Annotated in this window: 2 protein-coding genes; both read right to left on the reverse strand. The window is 74.9% G+C overall.

The features are described from left to right. Positions 1-11: 11 nt before the first annotated feature. Positions 12-12,521, reverse strand: a complete 12,510-nt coding sequence (locus ACFWP3_RS18350; RefSeq protein WP_384221964.1) for an amino acid adenylation domain-containing protein — start codon at positions 12,519-12,521, stop codon at positions 12-14. A gap of 90 nt (positions 12,522-12,611) precedes the next feature. After that, positions 12,612-22,874, reverse strand: a complete 10,263-nt coding sequence (locus ACFWP3_RS18355) for an amino acid adenylation domain-containing protein (protein WP_384221966.1) — start codon at positions 22,872-22,874, stop codon at positions 12,612-12,614. Positions 22,875-22,940 lie beyond the last annotated feature (66 nt).

Genomic DNA, 22,940 nt, shown 5'->3' on the forward strand with positions numbered 1-22,940 from the left:
GGAGGAACCCTTCAGTTGGCACGGGCCTGGCCGGCGATCTGCTCCAGTCCCCGCAGGAACAGGTGGGCCAGACGCTCGACGGTGGCGGTGTGGTGGTGGGCGGGGGAGTGGATCCAGTCGACGCGCAGCTCTCCGTCGACGACGGCCGCCACGATGTCGATCAGGTGCGGGCGCGGGAGCCCCGGCGCACGGTCACGGCCCAGGGGCTCCAGGTGCCCGCGGACCAGCCCGGCCGGATCGGCGGACCGGTCCCACTGGCCCATGTAGTTGAAGCTCACCCGCGGCTGCTCCTGGGCGGCCAGCGCCCGGCCGGGCCCGTCCGGGGCGGACAGGTGGCGCAGGGCGCCGTAGCCGAGCCCCCGCCCGGGCACGGAGCGCAGCAGGCGGCGCACCGCCTTGAGCGCGGGCGGCCAGTCGCCGGCCGGAACCTCGAGGGTGACGGGGTGGATCGTGGTGAACCAGCCCACGGTGCGGGACAGGTCCACGTCCTCGAACAGCTCCTCGCGGCCGTGGCCCTCCAGGGCGACGGTCACCGGAGCCCCGGCCCAGTCGCCCAGCACCCGCCCGAGGACCGTCAGCAGCACGTCGTTGATCTGGGTGCGGAAGGCCCCGGGCACCCGCTTGAGCAGGTCCTCGGTCGCCTCCCGGCCCAGCCGGACGGACGCGACGGCGCTGCCGCCGTAGGTGTTGGCGCCCTCGCCGTCCTGCGGGACGGCCCGCGGGCCCACGGCCCGCGTCCAGTACTCCACCTCGTGGTCGAGGCCGCCGGACCGGACGTGGCCGGCCAGCCGCCCGGCCCACTGCCGGAAGCTGCTGGTCCGTGCGCCGAGGTCGGCCGGGGCGCCGACGGCGAGCTGTCCGTACGCGGTGGCCAGGTCCTCCAGGACCACCCGCCAGGACACCCCGTCCATCACCAGGTGGTGCACGGCCAGGAACAGCTGCGGCGGTTCCTGGCCGACGGGGCCGAGGAAGACGCCCCGGACCAGGGCCCCCGAGGCCAGGTCCAGCCCCCGCTGGGCGGTCAGCGCCGCCTCGTCGGCGGCCCGTTCCCGGGCCCGCGCGTCCGGCTCGCGGGACAGGTCGCGGACCGCGAGCACGCCGCGGGGCGCGTCGCCGTACTCCTGTACCCAGCCCTCGGGGCCGCGGGTGAACCGCAGGCGCAGCGCGTCGTGCCGGGCGATCACCGCGTCCAGGGCCCGGCCGAGCAGTACGGGGTCGGTGCCGGGGGCCAGCTCGACTCGTACCGACATCGCGTACTGGTCCGGGGCGAGGTCCTGCTGCTGCTCGAAGAACCACCGCTGCACCGGGGTGAGTTCCACCGCGCCGCGGTCCGGTTCGACGGCCGCGGCGGGCGCGGAGCCCGGTGCGGCCACCGCGGCCTGCGCGGCCAGGGAGGCGATGGTCTGGTGCAGGAAGAGCAGCCGCGAGGTCAGCCGCAGCCCCTCCTGCCGGGCCCGCGAGACGACCTGGATGGACAGGATCGAATCGCCGCCGAGGTGGAAGAAGTTGTCGTGGACGCCGACGCGGCCGACGCCCAGCACCTCCGCCCAGATCCGCGCCAGCGCCTCCTCCGTACCGTCGCGCGGAGCGGTGAACTCGACGCCGGACGGCCCCTCCTGCGCCTCCGGGGCGGGCAGCGCGCGCCGGTCCACCTTCCCCGACGGAGACAGCGGCAGCGCGCCCATGGCCACGAACAGGGCCGGGATCATGTAGTCGGGCAGCGAGGCGGCCAGGTGCTCGCGCAGCTCCGCCGTGGACAGCTCGCCACCGCCCACCAGGTAGGCGACGAGCCTGCGGTGTCCGCCCTGCTCCTCGCGGGCGGTCACCACGGCCTCGCGGACGCTCTCGTGGCCCAGCAGCGCCGCCTCGATCTCCCCGGGCTCGATGCGGAAGCCGCGCACCTTCACCTGGTCGTCGCTGCGGCCGAGGTGTTCCAGGGTGCCGTCCGCACGCCAGCGGGCCAGGTCGCCGGAGCGGTACATCCGCTCACCGGGCGCGCCGTACGGGTTGACCGGGAAGCGCTCGGCCGTCAGCTCGGGCCGGTTCAGGTAGCCGCGGGCCACACCGGCCCCGGCCACGTGGATCTCGCCGGGCACCCCCACGGGCACCGGACTGCCCGAGGAGTCCAGCAGCAGCACCCGGTAGCCGGGCAGCGGCCGGCCGACCGGGATCCGGCCGCCGTCCGCCAGATGGCCCGCCGACACCTCCTGGAAGGTCACGTGCACGGTGGTCTCGGTGATGCCGTACATGTTCACCAGCCGGGCCCGGCCCGATCCGAAGCGGCCGAACCAGGCCGTCAGGTGCCTGGGTTCCAGCGGTTCGCCGCCGAACACCACCCAGCGCAGCGCGGGCAGCTCCGCCGAGCCGCGCTCCACCGCCGTGGCCACCAGCTCCCGGAACATCGACGGCGTCTGGCTGAACACCGTCACGCCCTCCGCGCCGAGCAGGTCCCACATCGCCTCCGGGCTGCGCGCCGTGTCCCGCGGGACGATCACCGCGCGGCCGCCGGTGACCAGGCAGCCCCACAGCTCCCATACCGAGAAGTCGAAGGCGTAGCTGTGGAAGACCGTCCACACGTCCCGCTCGTCGAACCCGTACGCCGGACGGCAGTTCTCCAGCAGGTGCAGCACCGACCGGTGCTCGACGGCCACGCCCTTGGGACGGCCGGTGGAGCCGGAGGTGTAGATCACGTACGCGAGGTCCGTGCCGGACACCGCGGTCCGCGGCGCCGTCTTGGGGCGCCGGGCGATCGCCGGCCCGTCGCCGTCCAGGTCGACCACCACGGCCCCCGTCACCGGCAGCCCGCGCTCCAGGCCGCGGTGGGTGACCAGGATCCCGGCCCCGGAGTCCTCGACCATGTGCGCGAGGCGGTCCGCCGGGTAGGCGGGGTCCAGCGGCACGTACGCCGCCCCGGACTTGAGGATGCCGAGCATGGCGACGGCCATCTCCGCACCCCGCTCCACGGACAGGCCCACCAGCACGCCGGGACCCGCGCCCAGCGACACCAGGTGGTGCGCGAGCCGGTTCGCCCGTTCGTCCAGCTCCCGGTAGGTCAGGGACTCCGGTCCGCACCGGACCGCCGTCGCCGTCGGGGTGGCGGCGGCCCGGGCGGCGACCGCCCCGTGCAGCGAACCGTCCGGTGCGGGCACCCCGCCCGTCCGGTTCCACTCCCGCACCACCCGCTCGAACTCGCCGGACGCGAGCAGCGGAAGCCCGGCCACGGTCTGCTCCGGGTTCGCGGCGACGCCCGCCAGTACGACCTTCACGTGCTCGGCGAACCGGAGGACCGTCTCCTCGTCGAACAGCTCGCTGCTGTACTCGACCAGGCCCCGCACCCCGTCCGGGTGCTCCTCGAACTCGATGGTGAGGTCGTACAGCGCGCAGTCGCGCTCCATCTCGAAGCCCGACGTGCGCAGTCCGGCCAGCTCCAGGTGGCTCCCCGGGGTGTTCTGCAGCACCACCATCACCTGGAACAGCGGGGTCCGGCTGGTGTCCCGCTGCTGCCCGGCCGCTTCCACCACCCGTTCGAACGGCACCTCCTCGTGGGCGAAGGCCTCCAGCGCCGTCTCCCGGACCTGCCCGAGCAGCTCGCGGAACGGCATCGCGGGGTCGACCTCCGAGCGCAGCACGACGGTGTTCACCAGGAACCCGACGAGGTGCTCCAGCCCCGCACGGCCGCGGCCCGCCGAGGCCGTGCCCACCGCGATGTCCCGCTGCCCGGAGTACCGCGCGAACACCACCTTCAGCGCCGCCGTCAGGGCCATGAACAAGGTGGCCTCCTGCTCCCGCGCCACCTCCTTGACCCCCGCCACCACCTCGGCCGGCACCTCGAAGGTGACGGACCGGCCGTGCGACGAGCGGACGGCCGGCCGCGGCCGGTCCGTGGGCAGCTCCAGCGGCGCGACCCCGTCCAGCCGGTCCCGCCACCACGCCAGCTGCTCCTCCAGCAGACCGCCGTCCTCCAGCCTGCCGCGCTGCCACGCCGCGAAGTCCGGGTACTGGACCGGGACCTCGGGCAGTGCGGCCGGGACCCCGCGCACCTGGGCGGCGTACAGCTCGCCCAGCTCCCGCGCGACGATCCCCATCGACCAGCCGTCCGTGACGATGTGGTGCATGCCGAGCACGAGCACGTGCCGGTCTGCGGCCAGCCGCACCAGCAGCAGGCGCAGCAGCGGGCCGCCCTTCAGGTCGAACGGCCGGTCCACCTCGGCCCGCACCACGGCACGCAGCCGCTCCTCGCGCTCCTCCTCGGGGACCTCCGACAGGTCGGCCGTCCGCCAGCGGGGCTCCAGCGTCTCGTGGACCACCTGCACCCCGCGGCCCCCGGCCAGCGCGAAGGTGGTGCGCAGCGACTCGTGCCGGGCCACGAGCAGGCCGGCGGCGGTGCGCAGCGCGTCCGCGTGCAGCTCGCCGGCCAGCCGCACGGCCGCCGTCGAGTGGTACTCGGTGCTGTCCTCGTTGAAGTCCTGCAGGAACCACAGGCGCTGCTGCCCGAACGACATCGGCAGGCCGCCCGTACGGGACGCCACCGGGATCGCCGGGCCGCCGTCGGCCCCGTTCGCCCCGCCCGCGGGCCCGGCGCCGTCCGCCGGGACCAGCGAGGCCGCGAGCTCTGCGACCGTCGGCGCGTCGAACAGCAGCCGCGGCGAGACCTGGATGCCCAGCGCCTTGTGCGTCCGGGACACCACCAGGATCGCCAGGATGGAATTGCCGCCCAGATCGAAGAAGTTGTCGTGGACCCCGACCCGGGGCACTCCCAGGACCTCGGCCCACAGCGCGGCCAGCGTCTCCTCGGTCCCGGTCCGCGGCGCGACGTACCGGGCCTCCTGCTCGCCCTCGGCGCTGGGGGCGGGCAGCGCCCGGCGGTCCGCCTTCCCGTTCGGCGACAGCGGCAGCCGCTCCAGGCGGACGAACGCGTCGGGCAGCATGTACTCGGGCAGCGAGGCCGACAGGGCGGTGCGCAGCTCGGTCGGGGCCAGCGCGCGGTCGGCGGTGTAGTAGGCGACGAGCCGCCGCACACCGGGGCTGTCCTCCCGTACGGAGACCACGACCTGGCCCACCCCGGCCAGCCGGTCCAGCGCGGCCTCGATCTCGCCCAGCTCGATGCGGAACCCGCGGATCTTGACCTGGTCGTCGGCCCGGCCGATGAACTGGAGCCGGCCGTCCGCCGTGCGGCGCACGATGTCCCCGGTCCGGTACATGCGCTCCCCGGCCTCCCCGAACGGGCAGGCCACGAACCGCTCCGCGGTCAGCCCCGGCCGGTTCAGGTAGCCCCGGGACAGCACCGGGCCGGCCGCGTACAGCTCGCCGGCCACGCCCACCGGCACCGGACGCAGGTCCGGGTCGAGCACGAACAGCGAGGCGCCCGCGATCGGGCCGCCGATCGAGACGGTCTCGGCGTCGCCGTCGCCGAGGTGGTCGGCGACGGTGATCTGGATGGTCGCCTCGGTGGGCCCGTACTTGTTGACGAGCGGCACGTCCCAGGCGGAACGGACGGCGTCGGCCACCGACTTGGGCAGCGGCTCGCCGCCGACGAACAGCCGGCGCAGCGCGCGCGGCCTGCGCTCCAGCGGCAGCGCGCCCAGCAGCGACGGGACGAACTGCGCGATGGTGATCCCGTACCGGTCCATGACGTCGGCGAGCTCGAACGGGTCCTTGGACACCTCGGTGGAGACCACGTGCCCGGTGGCCCCCGAGAGCACCGACAGCATCAGCTCCCAGACCGAGACGTCGAAGCTCATCGAGGTCCGCAGCAGCACCTTGTCGCCGGTGTCCACCGGATAGGCCCGCTCCAGCCAGGGCAGCAGGTTCGCCGCGTTCGCGTGCGTCACCATGACGCCCTTGGGGCGGCCGGTCGAGCCGGAGGTGTAGATGACGTAGGCCAGGTTCCCGCCCGTCAGCTCCACGCGGGGCGCCGTCGCCGGGAGCGCGTCGAGGGCCGGCTCGCCGTCCAGCTCCACCTCGACCGCCCCCGACACCGGGAGCCGGTCCCGCAGTTCCCGCTCGGTCAGCAGGATGCCCATGCCGGAGTCGCGGACCATGAACGCGAGGCGCTCGGCCGGATAGGCCGGGTCCAGCGGGACGTAGGTGGCCCCCGCCTTGAGGATGCCGAGCACGCCGACCACCATCAGCGGGCCGCGCTCCACCGACAGGCCCACCGGCCGGTCGGGGCCCGCGCCCAGTGCGACCAGGTGGTGCGCGAGCCGGTTCGCCCGCTCGTCCAGCTGCCGGTAGGTCAAGGTGCCTTCGGCCCAGGAGACGGCCACCGCGTCCGGGGTCCGAGCGGCCCACCGTGCGAACCGCTCGTGGAGGAACTCCGCCTGGCCGGGCGCCGCACCGGCCGCGCTCGCCGCGCTCGCCGCGCTCGCCGCGTTCCAGCCGCGGACCTCCTGCTCGAACTCCTCGTCCGACAGCATCGGAACGTCCGACACCGCACGCTCCGGGTCGGCGGCCAGCCCGGTCAGCAGCCTCTCCAGGTGCCCCGCCATCCGCTCGACCGTGGCCGCGTCGAACAGCGCGGGGTCGTAGGCCAGGGAGTAGCCGAAGCCGTCGCCCGCGTAGGCGCGCAGGACCAGCGGGAAGTTGGTCGTCTCGACGCTCTCCAGGTTCCGCAGCCGCAGGCCCTGGGCGGCCGCCGTCGTATCGGTCATCGGGTAGTTCTCGAAGTTGACCAGGCTCTCGAAGAGCTGGGTGGCGCCCGCGAGCGGGCTCAGGTTCTGCACCCGCGACAGCGGCACGTACTCGTACTGGGCCGCCTCCACCTGGGCCCGCTGGATCCTCCCGAGCCACTCGGCCACCGGTACGGCCCCGTCGATCTCGACCCGCACCGGCAGCGTGTTGAGCGTCATGCCGACGATCGAGTCCACGCCCGGCAGATCGGCGGGCCGGCCCGAGACGGTCGCGCCGAACAGCACGTCGCCGCGGCCCGTGTACCGCGACAGCAGCAGCCCCCAGGCGCCCTGCACCAGGGCGTTCACCGTGATGCGGTGCCGTCGGGCGAAGGCGGACAGCTCCGCCCCGGCCTCCGGGGACAGCCGCCGGACCAGCCGCTCGGTGGACGCGGCCTGGTGGCCGGGGGCGGGCCGCCGGTCCAGGGGGAGCGGGGTGGGCTCCTCGAAGCCGGCCAGCCGGCCGCGCCAGTACGTCTCCGCCTGCGTCAGGTCCTGGGCCTCGAGCCATTCCACGTACGCGCGGAAGGGCTTGCGGGCCGGCAGGACGGGGGTCCGGCCCGCCGCCAGCGCCTCGTAGGAGACGGAGAGCGCGGACAGCATCTGGAAGGTGCTCCAGCCGTCCAGCAGCACGTGGTGGGAGCTGCGGACCACCCGCACCCCGGTCCGCGAGGTGCGGATCAGGGCGAGGCGGGCCAGCGGGGCCGTCCCCAGGTCCAGGCCCAGGGCCCGGTCCTCGGTGAGGAACCGCTCCAGCTCCGCCCGGTGCTCGTGCTCCGGCAGCTCCCGCCAGTCCAGGTGGGTCACCGGAAGCTCCGCGTGCCGGCTGATCACCATCAGCGGCCGGGGCACCCCCTCCCACACGAGCGAGCCGCGCAGCAGCTCCAGGTGGTCGGTGACGTGCTGCCAGGCCGCCGCCAGTACCTCGACGTCCGCCACGTCGTCGAAATCGAAGACCATCTGGTCGAAGTAGCCGGGGCCGCCGGGGTCGGCGAGGGTGTGGAAGAGCATGCCGGCCTGGGTCGGCGTCAGCGGGTGGATGTCCGCGACCGTGCGCCCGTTCCCGGCGATCCGGTCCACACCGGCCTGGTCGAGGCCGGCCAGCGGGAAGTCGGAGGGGGTGGCGCCGCCGCTGTCCTCGGCCAGGCAGTGCGCGATGAGCTCGCGCAGCGCCGACAGGAACTCCCCGGCGAGCCGCTCGACCGTGGCCTGCGCGAAGACCTCGCCGGAGTACGTCCAGCTCACGCCGAGCCGGCCGTCGTCGATCAGGCCGATGACGTCCAGCAGGTAGGGGCGCGGCTCCTCGGGCGCGTGGTCGAGACCGGAGGCGGCCACCCGCCCGCGGACCAGGCCGTCCCCGTCCGTCGTGCCGTGGAACTGGCCGAGGTAGTTGAAGCTGATCTCCGGGAGCCGGTCGGCGAGCAGCGCGTGGCCCGGGCCGTCCGGCGGGGACAGGAACCGCAGCGCGTCGTAGCCGAGGCCCCGCCCGGGGACCGCGCGCAGCTGCTCCTTCACCGACTTCAGGGACTCGCCCCAGCCGGCGCCGCCGCCCGGCATCGTCAGGGCCACCGGGAAGTGGGTGGTGAACCAGCCGACCGTGCGGGAGAGGTCGAGGTGGTCGAACAGCTCCTCGCGGCCGTGGCCCTCCAGGCCGATCACCACCCGGTCCCGGCCGGTCCAGCCGGCCAGGGTCCGGCCCAGCGCGGCCATCAGCACGTCGTTGATCTGGGTGCGGTAGGAGGCGGGCACCCGGTGCAGCAGCGCCTCGGTCTCCTCCCGCCCGAGCAGCACCTCGACGGTCCGCTCGTGGGCGGTGGTGTTCGCGCCGTCCCGGTCGGTGGGCAGGGCGGGGGCGCCGTTCGGGTCCACCGCGCGCCAGTACGGGATCTCGGAGTCGAGCCCGCCGGACCGCACCAGCTCGGCCAGCTGCCCGGACCACTGCCCGTAGCCGCTGGTCTTCGGACCCAGGTCCACGGTCTTGCCCTCGGCGAGCCGGTCGTAGGCGGCGGCCAGATCGGCCAGCAGCACCCGCCAGGACACCCCGTCCACCACCAGGTGGTGGACGGCCAGCAGCAGCTGGGGCGCCCGGTCCGCGCCGAAGTCGAAGAACACGCCCCGTACCAGGGAGCCGGCGGCGAGGTCGTGGGAGCGCTGGGCGGCCAGCGCGGCCCGGTGCATCACCGTGCGGCGCGAGGACTCGTCCAGCGCGGCCAGGTCGCAGACGTCCAGCAGGCCGGCGCCTCCACCGGCCCTGGAGACGGCCCCGGAGACGGCCCCGGAGACGGTCCCGGCGCCGGTCCCGGAGCCGGTCCCGGAGATGCTCCCGTCGCCGTACTCCTGGACCCATTCCCCGTCCCCGCGCTCGCGCCGGAAGCGCATGCGCAGGGCGTCGTGGTGCGCGACCACGGCCCGCAGCGCACGGTCCAGCAGCCCGCTGTCGGTGTCCGGGGCCAGTTCCACCTGCACCGACATCGCGTAGTGCGCCGGGGCCACGGTGTGCGCCGAGAAGAACCACCGCTGGATCGGGGTGAGTTCGGCCGCGCCCGAAGCCGTCTCCGGCGCGGCCGGGGCGGGGTCCGCGTCCTTCGTCACCACGGCGGCCAGCGCCGCGATGGTCTGGTGCACGAAGAGCTGCTTGGAGGTGAGCCGGAAGCCCGCCTGGCGGACCCGGGAGACGACCTGGATCGACAGGATCGAATCGCCGCCCAGGTCGAAGAAGTTGTCGTGGACGCCGACCCGCTCCGCACCGAGCGCCGCGGCCCACGCGGCGGCCAGCACCTCCTCGGTCTCGTCGCGCGGGGCCGCGTACCCCGCGGCCGGAGCGGCGTCCCGCACACCGGGCTCGGGCAGCCCCCGGCGGTCCACCTTGCCGCTGGGCGTCAGCGGCAGCCGGTCCAGCGTCACGAACGCCGCAGGCACCATGTAGTCGGGCAGCAGACCGCCGAGGTGTCCGCGCAGCTCCGCCGGGGCGAGTGCGCGGCCGGTCACCAGATAGGCGACGAGCCGGCGCCGTCCGGAGGCCTCCTCCCGGGCGACGACGACCGCCTCCTCGACGGCCGGGTGCGACCGGACGGCCTTCTCCACCTCGCCGAGTTCGACCCGGAAGCCGCGGATCTTGACCTGGTCGTCGGCCCGGCCCAGGAACTCCAGATCGCCGCCCGGCAGCCGCCGGGCCCGGTCGCCGGTGCGGTACAGGCGGTCGCCGGCCACGAACGGGCTCGGCCGGAACCGCTCGGCGGTCTGCTCCTCGTTGCCGTGGTAGCCGCGGCCGACGCCCGCGCCCCCGATCCAGATCTCCCCGGGAACCCCGACCGGCACCACCCGCATCCCGGCGTCCAGCACGTAGACGCGGGTGTTCGGCAGCGGTCGGCCCACCGGTACGAACACCCCGTCGCCCAGGGAGTCCGGCCGGGGCAGGAACACCGTCGAGTCGATGGTCGCCTCGGTGCCGCCGTAGGCGTTGACGACCAGCGTGCCGGGGTCGATCCGCGCCAGCAGCTCCCGGCAGTCCTCCACCCGCCAGCCCTCGGAGCCCACCGAGATCAGCCTCAGCGGCGGGAACGGGCTGCCCTGCCGGGCGGACTCCGCCAGCACGGCGTTCAGCAGCGACGGGACGATCTCCAGCCCGGTGGCGCCGGTCCGCCCGATCAGGTCGAGCAGCGCGGGCGGGTCGGTGGTCACGTCCCGGGAGGCGATGATCAGCGCCCCGCCGAACGGCAGCGAGCGGATGAGGTCGGCGAGGAACAGGTCGACGGAGATGCTGGAGACGGACAGGAAGCGCAGCCCCAGGTGGGACAGGCCGTACTGCTCGTCCCAGGCCTCGCAGATGTGCCGCACGTTGCGGTGCTCGATCGCCACGCCCTTGGGGCGGCCCGTCGAACCCGAGGTGTAGATGACGTAGGCCAGGTCCGCGGGAGAGACGCGGACCGCGGGCGCGGTGGCGGGGGCCGCGGCGATCGCGTCGCGGTCGGCCGTCAGGTCGACGAGTACGGCGCCGGACTCCGCGAGCCGTCCGCGGACCGCCTCCTCGGTGACCACCAGGGCCGCACCGGAGTCGTGCAGCATGTGCGCGAGCCGGTCCGCCGGATAGTCCGGGTCGAGCGGCACGTACGCCGCTCCCGCCTTGAGGATGCCGAGCAGGCCCACCGCCATGGCGGTGCCGCGCGGCACGCAGAGCCCGACCGGCGTGCCCGCACCCGCGCCCCGGTCCCGCAGTACGTGGGCCAGCCGGTTGGCGCGCTCGTCCAGCTCGCGGTAGCTCAGGGTGGCGTCGTCGGCGAGGACGGCCACGGCGTCGGGGGTGCGCGCCGCCTGGGCGGCCACCCGCTCGTGGATCAGCGCCGGGTCCCCGGCCTCCTGCTCCGTCGCGTTCCACTCCTCGACGGCCTGCCGGTACTCGCCGTCGGTCAGCATCGGCAGGTCCGCGACGGCCCGTCCCGGCTCGGCCGCGGCCGAGGCCAGCAGCGTGGCCAGATGGCCGGCCAGCCGGGCGGCCGTCCCCGCGTCGAAGAGCTCGGTGCTGTACTCGATCAGGCCCAGCAGCGCACCGTCCCGCACCTCGAACTCCACGGTGAGATCGCAGAGCGAGGCGTCCCGGTCCAGCGGGTACGGCGCCGCGTCGACACCGGGGAACTCCACCGACCCGGCCGGGGTGTTGTGCAGCACCACCATCGCCTGGACCAGCGGGGTGCGGCTGGGGTCGCGCTCCGGCTGGAGCGCCTCCACCAGCCGGTCGAACGGCACGTCCTCGTGCGCGAACGCGTCGAGCACGGTCTCCTTGACCTGGCCCAGCAGCTCGTCGAAGGTCATCTCCGGATCCACGCGCGAGCGCAGCACCACCGTGTTGACCAGGAAGCCGACCAGCTGCTCCAGCTCCTCCTCGCGGCGCCCGGAGGAGGAGGTGCCCAGCGCGATGTCCTCCTGGCCCGACCAGCGGGCCAGCACCGTGCCGACCGCCGCGGTCAGCACCATGAACAGCGTCGCCCCGCGCGAACGCGCCAGCTCCGCCACCGCGTCGAGCGTCGCGCCCGGCACCTCGAAGCGCAGGGCCGCACCGGCCGAGGACCGCACCGCCGGACGCGGCCGGTCGGTGGGCAGCTCCAGCGGGGCGAGCCCCGCCAGCCGCTCCCGCCACCAGGCCAGCTCGCCGGCGAGCAGCTCCCCGCCCTCCAGGCGGCCGCGCTGCCATGCGGCGAAGTCCGGGTACTGCACCGGCACCGGGGCCAGCCGCGGCGCCCGGCCCTCGACCCGGGCCGCGTACAGCTCGCCCCATTCGCGCGCGGCGATCCCCATCGACCAGCCGTCGGTGACGATGTGGTGCATCCCCAGCACGCAGACGTGCTCGGTGTCGGACAGCCGCACCAGCAGCACCCGCACCAGCGGGCCGCCCTCGAGGTCGTACGGGCGGTCCATCTCGGCCCGCACCAGCTCCCGCGCCTGCGCCTCGCGGCCGGCCGGGGCCGTGTCCGACACGTCCACGAACGCCCACGCGGGAGCCAGACCCGGACGCGGGACCTGGACTCCCTTGCCGTCGGCCAGGGCGAAGGTGGTGTGCAGCGCCTCGTGCCGGGCCATCAGGTCGCCGACCGCCGCGCGCAGCGTCCCCGCGTCGAGCGGGCCGGTCAGCCGCAGCGCCTCGGCCAGGTGGTAGTCGGCGCCGCCCGGCGCGAAGTCCTCCATGAACCACAGGCGTTGCTGCCCGAAGGACATCGGGAGGGGCTCGGAGCGCGGGACGCGGGGGATCGCGGGACCGTCCGGGGCTCCGGAGCGGCCGGCCAGGCGCTCGGCGAGGGCCGCGCGCAGATGATCGGGGAGCGCGGCGATCCGGTTCTCGCGCGAAGACGGCGTGTTCATGAGGACTCCTAGAGGACGTGGGCGCCCGGGGCGCACCACGGAGCGTGTGCTCGGGTGTGGAAGGGGAGGAGCGGCGCGGCGGGGCGCGCGTCACGGAGCGGCGTCGCCGGTCTCCAGCTCCGCGAGGATCCGCTCCTCGATCTCGTGCGCGGTCTCGGCGACCGTCGGCCGGTCGAACAGGGTTCTCGGTGAAAGCGCGGTGAGGAAGGCGGAGTTGATGCGGGAGGCCATCCGGACCGCGAGCAGCGAATCACCGCCGGAGGCGAAGAAGTCGTCGTGCACGCCGACGGGTTCGACGCCCAGCAGCTCCTGCCAGATCCGCACCAGCACCTCCTCGGTCGCCGTGCGCGGCGCTTCGTACGCGGGCCCGCCGGCGGCCCGGCCCTCCGGGGCGGGCAGCGCACCCCGGTCCACCTTGCCGCTCGGGGTCAGCGGCAGGACGTCCAGCGGGAGGAACACGGCGGGCACCATGAACTCCGGCAGGAACGCGAGCAGATGGGCGCGCAGCTCCGCGGGGTCGGGATCGCTCCACCCCGGCGCCACGACGTGCCCGACGAGGAAGGTGCGCTCGCCGTCCGCGTGGGCCGTGACCGCCGCGTCGGCGATCCGCGGGTGGGTGACGAGCGCGGCCTCGATCTCCCCGGTCTCGATCCGGAACCCGCGGATCTTCACCTGGCCGTCCGCGCGCCCCAGGTACACCAGGGTGCCGTCGGCCCGCCACCGCGCGAGGTCCCCCGAGCGGTACGCGCGCTCCGCGTGCCCGGCCGCGCCGCCGAAGGGATGCGCCGGGAAGCGTTCCGCCGTCAGCTCCGGCCGGCCCAGATAGCCGCGGGCCAGACCGGCGCCGGCGATGTACAGCTCGCCGGTGACCCCCACCGGCACCGGCCGGCCCGCGGGGTCGAGCAGCAGCACCTGGCAGCCCGGCAGGGGCCGCCCCACGGGCATCGGACCGCCGTCGGCCACGTCCCGGGCCGTGATCTCCTGGCGCGTCACGTACACCGTGGCCTCGGTGGGGCCGTACATGTTCACCAGCCGGGCCGGCCCGGTGCCGTAGCGGTCGAACCACGTGCCCAGGTGCTTGGGCTCCAGCGCCTCGCCGGCCAGGATCACCCAGCGCAGGTCCGGCAGGCCAGGGGCGCCGGCCGCGGCCGCGCTCTCCACCAGGGCGCGGAACATCGAGGGGGTCTGGCACAGCACCGTCACCCCCTCCTCGCGCAGCAGCGCCCAGGCGGCCTCGGGCCGCTGCGCCCAGTCCCGGTCGACGAGCACCAGCCGGCCGCCCGAGGCCAGGCACCCCCACATCTCCCATACGGAGACGTCGAAGGCGTAGCTGTGGAAGGCGCTCCACACGTCGCTCCGGCCGAACCCGTAGCCGGGCCGCGCGTTCTCCAGCAGGTTCAGCACCGAACGGTGCTCCACCGCCACGCCCTTGGGCCGTCCCGTCGAGCCCGAGGTGTAGATCACGTACGCCAGGTCGCCGCCGGAGACCGCCACCTCCGGGGCGGTGGCGGGCCGCCGGGCAAGGTCCGCCCGGTCGGCGTGCAGATCGACCACCGGCACGCCCTCGGCGGCCGGCCCGGAGGGGCCGCTGCCGTCGGTGACCAGCACCGCCGCACCCGAGTCGCGCAGCATGAACGCGAGGCGCTCCGCCGGATAGGCCGGGTCCAGCGGTACGTACGCGGCACCCGACTTCATGATGCCGAGGAGGCCCGTGACCAGTTCGACGCCGCGTCCCGCCGACAGCCCCACCGTCCTGCCCGGGCCCGCGCCCAGGGAGACCAGGTGGTGTGCGAGCCGGTTGGCCTCCTCGTCCAGCTCCCGGTAGGTCAGCGACCGGCCGACGGCCGAGACCGCGACCGCGTCCGGGGTGGCGGCGGCCTGCCGGCCGATCCGATCGTGCAGGCAGCCGTCCGGCACGGCGGGCCGCTCGGGCGCGCTCCAGGTGCGCACCACCCGCTCGAACTCGCCCCCGTCGAGCATCGGCACCTCTGCGACGGCCCGCCCGTCGTCATCGGCGAGCCCGGCCAGCAGGGCCGTGAAGTGCCCGGCCAGGTGCCGGATCGTCGCCTCCTCGAACAGCGCGGGGTCGTAGGCCAGGGTGAACGCGAACGCCTCGTCGGTGTAGGCCAGCAGGTTCAGCGGGAAGCTGGTGATGTCCATGCCCTCCAGCCCCTTCAGCACCAGCCCGCTGTCTCCCGTGGGCCGGTCCTCCCTGGGGTAGTTCTCGAAGACGACCAGGCTCTCGAACAGGCTGGTGCCGGGGGCGGCATCGCTCCAGCCCTGGATCCGGGGCAGCGCCACGTAGTCGTACTGGCGCGCCTCCACCTGCTCGCGCTGCAACCGGTCCAGCCACTCCGCGACCGGGGCCCCGCCGTCGACGTCGACGCGCACCGGCAGGGTGTTGATCAGCATGCCCGCGATCGAGTCGGCACCCGGCAGATCGGCCGGCCGTCCCGAGACGGTAGCGCCGAAGACCACGTCCCGCTCACCGGAGTACCGCGACAGCAGCAGTCCCCAGGCCGCCTGGACCAGGGTGTTGACCGTCAGCCGGTGGGCGCGGGCGAAGGCGAACAACGCCTCGGACGCGGCGGGTGACAGCCGGGTGGCCAGCCGGGCCGTGGAGCGCGCCGCGTGGCTCGCCCGCGGGCTCCGGTCGTACGGCAGCGCCGTCGGCCCGCCCGCCCCGGCCAGCCGCTCGCGCCAGTAGGACTCGGCCTGCGCCGGATCCTGCCGCTCCAGCCACTCCACGTACGCCCGGAACGGCTGCCGGGCGGGCGCCGCGGCCGTCTGGCCCGCCGCGAGCGCACCGTAGCCGCTGTGCGTCTGCGTCAGGACGGAGAAGGCGCTCCAGCCGTCCAGCAGCAGGTGGTGGAAGGAGCACACCACGCGCACCGAGCTGTCGGTGAGCCGGATCAGTACGAGCCGCATCAGCGGGGCCGCCGACAGGTCCAGCCCCCGGGTCCGCTCCCCGGCGAGGAGCCCGGGCAGGGCCTCGTCCCGGCCCTGCCCGGACAGCCCCCGCCAGTCCAGCGTCACCACGGGCAGCGCGGCACGGCGGCGCACCACCATCAGGGGCCGGTCCACGCCCTCCCAGACCACGTGGGCGCGCAGCACGCCCAGCCGGTCGGAGGTCTGCTGCCAGGCGGCCGCCAGCAGTTCCGGGTCGCCCACCCCCTCGAGCACGTACGTCATCTGCTCGAAGTAGGTGGGCGACGCGGGGTCGGCGAGGGTGTGGAAGAGCATGCCGGCCTGCATCGGGGTCAGCGGGTGGATGTCCTCCACGTCCCGTCCGTCACCCGCGATCCGGTCCACGCCGGCCTGGTCGAGGCCGGCCAGCGGGAAGTCGGAGGGGGTGGCGCCGCCGCTGTCCTCGGCCAGGCAGTGCGCGATGAGCTCGCGCAGCGCCGACAGGAACTCCCCGGAGAGCCGCTCGACCGTCTCGGCGGTGTGGATGCCGGGGGAGTGGATCCAGTCGATCCGCAGCTCGCCGTCGCTGACCGCGGCCACGATGTCGATCAGGTGCGGGCGGGGCAGAGCGGCGGCCTGGTCCCGGCCCAGCGCGGGCAGCCGCTTGCGGATCAGCCCGTCCGTGCTGGTCGAACCGTCCCACTGGCCCAGGTAGTTGAAGGAGACCTCCGGGTCGGGGCCGGCCGTCGGCTCCGAGCCCTCCGGGGCGAGGTGCCGCAGCGCCCCGTGCCCGAGGCCCCGGTGCGGGATGGCGCGGATGCGCTCCTTCACGGCCTTCAGGCCGCTGCCCCAGTCCTCACCGGGCACGTCGAGCGCGACCGGGAAGGCGGTGGTGAACCAGCCCACGGTCCGCGACAGGTCGATGTCCTCGAACAGGTCCTCGCGCCCGTGGCCCTCCAGCGCGATGGTGACCGGCGCTCCGGACCACCGGTGCAGGACCCGGCCCAGTGCCGTCAGCAGCACGTCGTTGATCTGGGTGCGGTAGGCCGGGGGCACCTGGTGGAGCAGGGCCTTCGTCTCGGCCCGGCCGAGGACGGCGGAGACGGTCTCGCAGGCGCCGAAGGCGTTCGGCGCCGTCCCGTCGCGCGGCACCGCAGCGCCCGCTGGAACCCCTTGCCAGTACGGGAGTTCGGCGTCGAACCCGCCGTCGCGGGCATGCTCCGCCAGCCGCCCGGCCCACTGCTGGTAGCTGCTGGTCCGGACGGCCGGCTCGGCGGGACGGCCCTGCGCGAAGCGGGTGTAGGCGGCCGACAGGTCCTCGAGCAGCACGCGCCAGGACACCCCGTCCATCACGAGGTGGTGCGCGGTGAGGAAGAGCCTCGGCAGCCGTCCCGCGCCCAGCCGGAAGAACACCCCCTTGAGCAGGCGGCCGGTGGCGAGGTCCAGCGAGCGCTGGGCCGCGAGCGCGGCCCCGTCGAGCGCCGCGCCCTGCTCGGACTCGTCGAGACCGGACAGGTCGCGGGTGGTGAGCAGGGCCGCCGCGGCCGGCTCGCCGTACTCCTGAACCCACGCGCCGCCGACCCGGGCCAGCCGCATGCGCAGCGCGTCGTGCCGGGCCGCCGCGGCGGCCAGGGCCCGCTCCAGCAGGGCCGGGTCGGTGTCGGAGGCCAGCTCCAGCTGGACGGACATCGTGTAGTGGTCGGGACCCTCGGGGTGGTCCTCGAAGAACCGCCGCTGGATCGGGGTGAGTTCCACCCGTCCCGAGACCTCGGAGCCTTCGGAGGCCTCGGTGCGGGCGTCCGTGACCACAGCGGTGACCGGGGCGAGGGTGGCGATGGTCTGGTGGACGAACAGCAGCTTCGAGGTCAGCAGCAGCCCCGCCTGCCGGGCCCGCGAGACCACCTGGAGCGAGAGGATCGAGTCCCCGCCCAGGTCGAAGAAGTTGTCGTGGACCCCGACCTGTCCGACCCCGAGCACCTCGGACCACAGCGTCGCCAGGATCTCCTCCGTCGCACCGGTCGGCGCCGCGTACGCCGGGCCGCCCGGCCGTACCGCCGAGCCCTCCGGCTCCGGCAGGAGTCCGCGGTCCACCTTGCCGTTCGCGGTGAGCGGCAGCCGGTCCAGGAACACGAACGCCGCGGGCGTCATGTGGTCGGGCAGGGAGGCGGCGAGGTGGGCCCGCAGCTCCGCGGCGGGCACCTCCTGCCCGGACACGAGGTACGCCGCCAGACGGCGGTGCCCCGAGTCCCCCTCGTACGGGACGACGACGGCGTCGTCCACGGCGGGATGCTGCTTCAACGCGTTCTCGACCTCGCCGAGTTCGATGCGGAAGCCGCGGATCTTGACCTGCCCGTCGGCCCGGCCGAGGAACTCCACCGCGCCGTCCGAGCGCCGCCGGGCGAGGTCGCCCGACCGGTACATCCGGGCCCCCGGGGCGCCGTACGGGTCGGCGACGAACCGCTCCGCGGTCAGGCCCGCCCGGCCGAGGTAGCCGCGGGCCAGACCGGGACCGGCGATGTACAGCTCGCCCGGCACACCGGCCGGAGCCGGCTCCAGGGCGGAAGTGAGCACGTACACACGGGTGTTGCCGATCGGCATGCCGATCGGGATCGGGGCGGCCGTGTCCAGGTCCGCGCCCAGCGCGTGCACCGTGCTGAGCGAGGTCGCCTCTGTCGGCCCGTAGCCGTTGTGCAGCCGCAGCCGCGGATGCGCCGCCAGCACCCGGGCGCAGTGCTCGGGGGAGACCGTGTCGCCGCCGGCGATCACCTGCCGCAGCCCGCGCAGCGCCCGTACGTCGTCGTCGACGACCTGGTGGAACAGGCCGGCCGCGATGGCCAGATGGGTCACCCCGTGCTCCTCCAGGAAGGCCCCCAGCTCGCCGCCGGTCGGCGCGGCCGGCGGGTGCACGGCCAGCCGGGCGCCGTGCAGCAGAGCGGCCCACACCTCCAGCGTCGAGGCGTCGAAGGACAGCGAGGCGAACTGGGCGACGGCGTCCCCCGGCCCGACGTCCAGGAAGCCGGACTCGCGCACCAGCCGCACCACGGAGCGGTGCGAGGTCATGACCCCCTTGGGAGCCCCGGTGGAGCCTGAGGTGTAGATGACGTAGGCCAGCTGGTCCGGGGAGAGCGCCACCTCGGGTGCGGTGTCCGGGAACGCGCCGCCCTCACCGCCCGGGCCGTCCACGGTGACCACCTCGGCGCCGCCATCCGGCAGCCGGCCGCGCAGTTCCTCCCGGGTGACGAGCAGCCGGACACCGGCGTCCCGGACCATGTACGCGAGGCGCTGCTCCGGGTAGCCGGGATCCAGCGGGACGTACGCCGCGCCCGCCTTGAGCACGGCGAGCAGGGCCACCACGGCCTGCGCTCCGCGCTCCAGGCACAGCCCCACCAGCACGTCCGGGCCGGCGCCCGCGGCCGCCAGCCGGTGGGCGAGCCGGTTGGCGCGCGCGTCGAGCTCGCCGTAGGTCAGCCGCTCCGGGCCGTACGAGAGGGCCACGGCCCCGGGGTTCCCGGCCGCGACGGCGGCGAACAGTTCGGGCAGGGAGGCCTCGGGCAGCGGGCTGTACGTGTCGTTCCAGCCGTGGACGGCCTGCTCGAACTCGGCCCCGGACAGCATCGGCAGGTCCGCCACCGTCCGTCCGGGGTCCTCGCCGGCCGCGTCGAGCAGCACGTTCAGGTGCCCGGCCAGCCGGGCGACCGTCGCCTCGTCGAAGAGGGCCGTGCTGTAGATGATCCGGCCCGCCACGCCCGCACCGTCCTCGGTGAACTCCAGGGTGAGGTCGAAGGGCGCGGCGTTGTGCTCCACCGGATGGGGCGCGACCCGCAGCCCGGGCATCTCCACCTCGCCCCTGGGGGCGTTCTGCAGGACGACCATCGTCTGGATCAGCGGGGTGCGGCCGGCGTCGCGCTCCGGCTGCACCACCTCCACCAGCCGCTCGAACGGCAGGTCCTCGTGGGCGAAGGCGTCGAGCACGGTCTCCTTGACCCGGTCGAGGAGCGCGCCGAAGGACAGCTCGGGCGCCACCCGCGAGCGCAGCACGACCGTGTTCACCAGGAAGCCGACGAGCTGTTCCAGATCGCGGTGGCCGCGCCCGGAGGTCGCGGTGCCGACCGCGATGTCCTCCTGCCCCGAGTGCCGGGCGAAGACGGCCTTGACCGCGGCGGTCAGCACCATGAACAGGGTTGCGCCGCGCTCCCGGGCCAGGGCCCTGGCCTTGGCCACCGTCCCGGGCGCCACCTCGAAGAGGAACTCGGCGCCCGCCGTGGACCGCACCACGGGCCGCGGCCGGTCGGTGGGCAGCTCCAGCGGGGCGATGCCCGCCAGCCGCTCCCGCCACCAGTCGGCCTGCCGCCCCACGACCCCGCTGTCCTCGATCCGGCCGCGCTGCCAGGCCGCGAAGTCGGCGTACTGCACGGCCGGTTCGGCCAGCGCGGCCCGCTGCCCGCGCACCCGGGCCGCGTACAGCCCGCCCAGCTCCCGTGACACCACCCCGGTGGACCAGCCGTCGGTGACGATGTGGTGGATCCCCACGACCAGTACGTGCTCCTCGGCCGCCAGCCGGATGAGCAGGACCCGCATCAGCGGCCCCCCGCGCAGGTCGTACGGCCGGGCGTGCTCGGCGCGCACCAGCTCCCGCAGCCGTTCCTCGCGCAGCCCGGCACCGGTGCCGGACAGGTCGGCGCTGTTCCACTGCGGTGCGAGCGACGGGTGGACCACCTGGACGCCCTGGCCGCCGACCACGCCGAAGGTGGTGCGCAGCGCCTCGTGGCGGTCCGTCAGGTCGGTGACGGCGGTCCGCAGCGCCCCGACGTCGACGCGCCCGGTCAGCCGCAGCCCGAAGGCGGTGTGGTACTCGGCGCTGCCGGGGTCGAAGTTCTCCAGGAACCACAGCCGCCGCTGCCCGTACGACATCGGCAGCAGGCCCTCGCGCGAGACGCGGGGCACGGAGATCTCGGCGCCCTGCTCGGCGTCGCCGACCGAGGCGGCGAGCGCGGCCACCGTCGGGGTGTCGAAGAGCACCCGCAGGGACAGCGTGATGCCCAGCGCCTCCCGCAGCCGGGCGGCGGCCCGGACGGACAGGATCGAGTTGCCGCCCAGGGCGAAGAAGTCGTCGTGGACGCCGAGCTGGTCGAGGTCGAGCACCTCGGCCCAGACCCCGGCGATGGTCTCCTCCACGGCGTTGCGCGGGGCCGTGTACGCACCGCCGGCGTCCTGCGCCGGACCGGGCGCGGGCAGCGCGCGGCGGTCCACCTTCCCGTTGGGGGTCAGCGGGAGGGCGTCGAGCACCACGACCGCCGAGGGCACCATGTACTCCGGCAGCCGCTCCGCCAGGTGGGCGCGCAGCGTCCCGGAGTCGAGCGGCGCCCGGCCCGAGGGGACCGCGTACGCCAGCAGGTTGGTGTTGTGCGTGATCACGACGGCCTGCGCCACGTCCGGGCGCCGGGCCAGCGCGCTCTCGATCTCCCCGAGTTCGACGCGGAAACCCCGGACCTTGACCTGGTCGTCCGCCCGGCCCAGGTACTCCAGGGTGCCGTCGCCCTTCCAGCGGGCCACGTCCCCGGTGCGGTACATGCGGCTGCCCGGTGCGCCGAACGGGTCGGCGACGAAGCGCTCCGAGGTCAGGCCGGGGCGGCCGTGGTAGCCGCGCGCCAGTCCCGCCCCCGCGATGTACAGCTCGCCGCGGACCCCGGCCGGCACGGGCCGCAGCGCGCTGTCGAGCACGTGGATCCGGGTGTTGGCGATCGGTGTGCCGATCGGCGGCACGGCCGCCCCGGCGAGCGGACCGCTCATCGTCGCGCACACGGTGCTCTCGGTGGGCCCGTACGCGTTGACCATCAGGCGTCCGGCGGACCAGCGCTCCACCAGGGCCCCCGTGCTGGCCTCGCCGGCCACGATCAGGGTGGCGCCCTCGGGCAGTCCGCGGCCCTCGGGCAGCACGGCCACGGTGGTGGGGGTCAGCGTGGCGTGCGTGACGCCGTGCTTGCGGGTGTAGGCGGCCAGCGGCTCGCCCGGCTGCAGCGCCTCCTCCGATCCCATGACGAGCGCGGCGCCGTTCAGCACGCCCATGCAGATCTCCCAGAAGGCCGCGTCGAAGCTGGACGAGGCGAACTGCAGGACGCGACTGTCCGGGGTGACGTCGAAGTGCGCGGCCTGCACGGCCGCCAGGTTGCCGATCCCGGCGTGCGGGACGAGGACGCCCTTGGGGCGGCCGGTCGAGCCCGAGGTGTAGATGACGTACGCCAGGTCCTGCGGGTCGATCACCGTCGCGGGCGCGGTGTCCGGCCACCTCTCCAGGGCCGCCCGGTCGCGGTCCAGGTCGACCAGGACGGCACCGGTCTCGGGCAGCCTGCCGGCCAGGTGCTCCTGCGTCACGATCAGGGCGGCCCCGGAGTCCCGCAGCATGTAACCCAGCCGGTCCGAGGGGTAGTCGGCGTCGAGCGGCACATAGGCGGCGCCCGCCTTCATGATCCCGAGCAGCCCGGTGACCATCCGGGCGCTGCGCTCCACGCACAGGCCGACCAGGACGTCACGGCCGGCGCCGAGGCCGATCAGGTGGTGGGCGAGGCGGTTGGACCGCTCGTCCAGCTCCCGGTACGTCAGCGAACCGTATTCGTCGATCACGGCGACGGAGTCCGGGCGGGCCCGGACCCGGGCGGCGAACAGTTCCGGGAAGGTGCCGGAGGGGACCTCGCGGTCGGTGGCGTTCCACTCGCCGGCCATCCGGTCGAACTCGGCGTCCGTGAGCAGCGGCAGGGTGGCGACGGACCGCCCGGGGTCCTCCGCCGCGCCCGCCAGCAGCCGGTTCAGGTGGCCGCCCAGCCGGGCCGCCGTCGTCTCGTCGAACAGGGCCGTGCTGTAGTGCACGAGCCCCACCAGCCCGTCGCCCGCCTCGGTGAACTCCAGGGCCAGGTCGAGCGGGTTGTACGGTTCCCCGTGCGGGGCGTCCGCGCCCTTCAGCACGACCATGGCCTGGATGTACGGGGTCACGCTGGTGTCCTGCTCCGGGGCCAGGGCCTCGACGAGCCGCGGGAAGGCGACCCCGTCGTGGTCCAGGGCGTCCCGCACGGTCCGCCCCGCCAGGCCGAGCAGCCGGGCGAAGGACTCCTGGGCGTCGACCCGGGCACGCAGCACCACGGTGTGCCCGGTGCGCGGCGAGACCGTGCCGACCGCGATGTCCTCCTGGCCGGAGTAGCGCGCGAACAGCGCCCAGGCCGCGGCGGCCAGCACCTCCAGCAGGCCGGTGCCGCCGCGCTCGGCGAGCGCGCGCAGGGCCGCCGCCGTGTCCGCGGGGACCGTGAACGCGTACGCCGACGTCTCGGTGGACCGGACGACGGGGCGCTGCCGGTCCAGTGCCAGGTCGAGCGGGGTGATCGAGTCCAGCCGGTTCCGCCAGAACTCCACGTGCTCGGGCAGGGGCCCGTCAACCGGTGCTGCGGCGCGAGTCAAGCTGTGCCTCCATGAGGGACTGACCTCCGCACCGCGGCCCGCGGCCGGTGGCCGCACGGGACGGGG

The sequence above is a fragment of the Streptomyces sp. NPDC058525 genome, from assembly GCF_042719495.1.
Lineage (GTDB): Bacteria > Actinomycetota > Actinomycetes > Streptomycetales > Streptomycetaceae > Streptomyces.

Excerpts from the sequence above, each read along its gene's own strand:
- ACFWP3_RS18350 (WP_384221964.1), bottom strand. The coding sequence starts at position 12,521 with ATGAACACGCCGTCTTCGCGCGAGAACCGGATCGCCGCGCTCCCCGAT.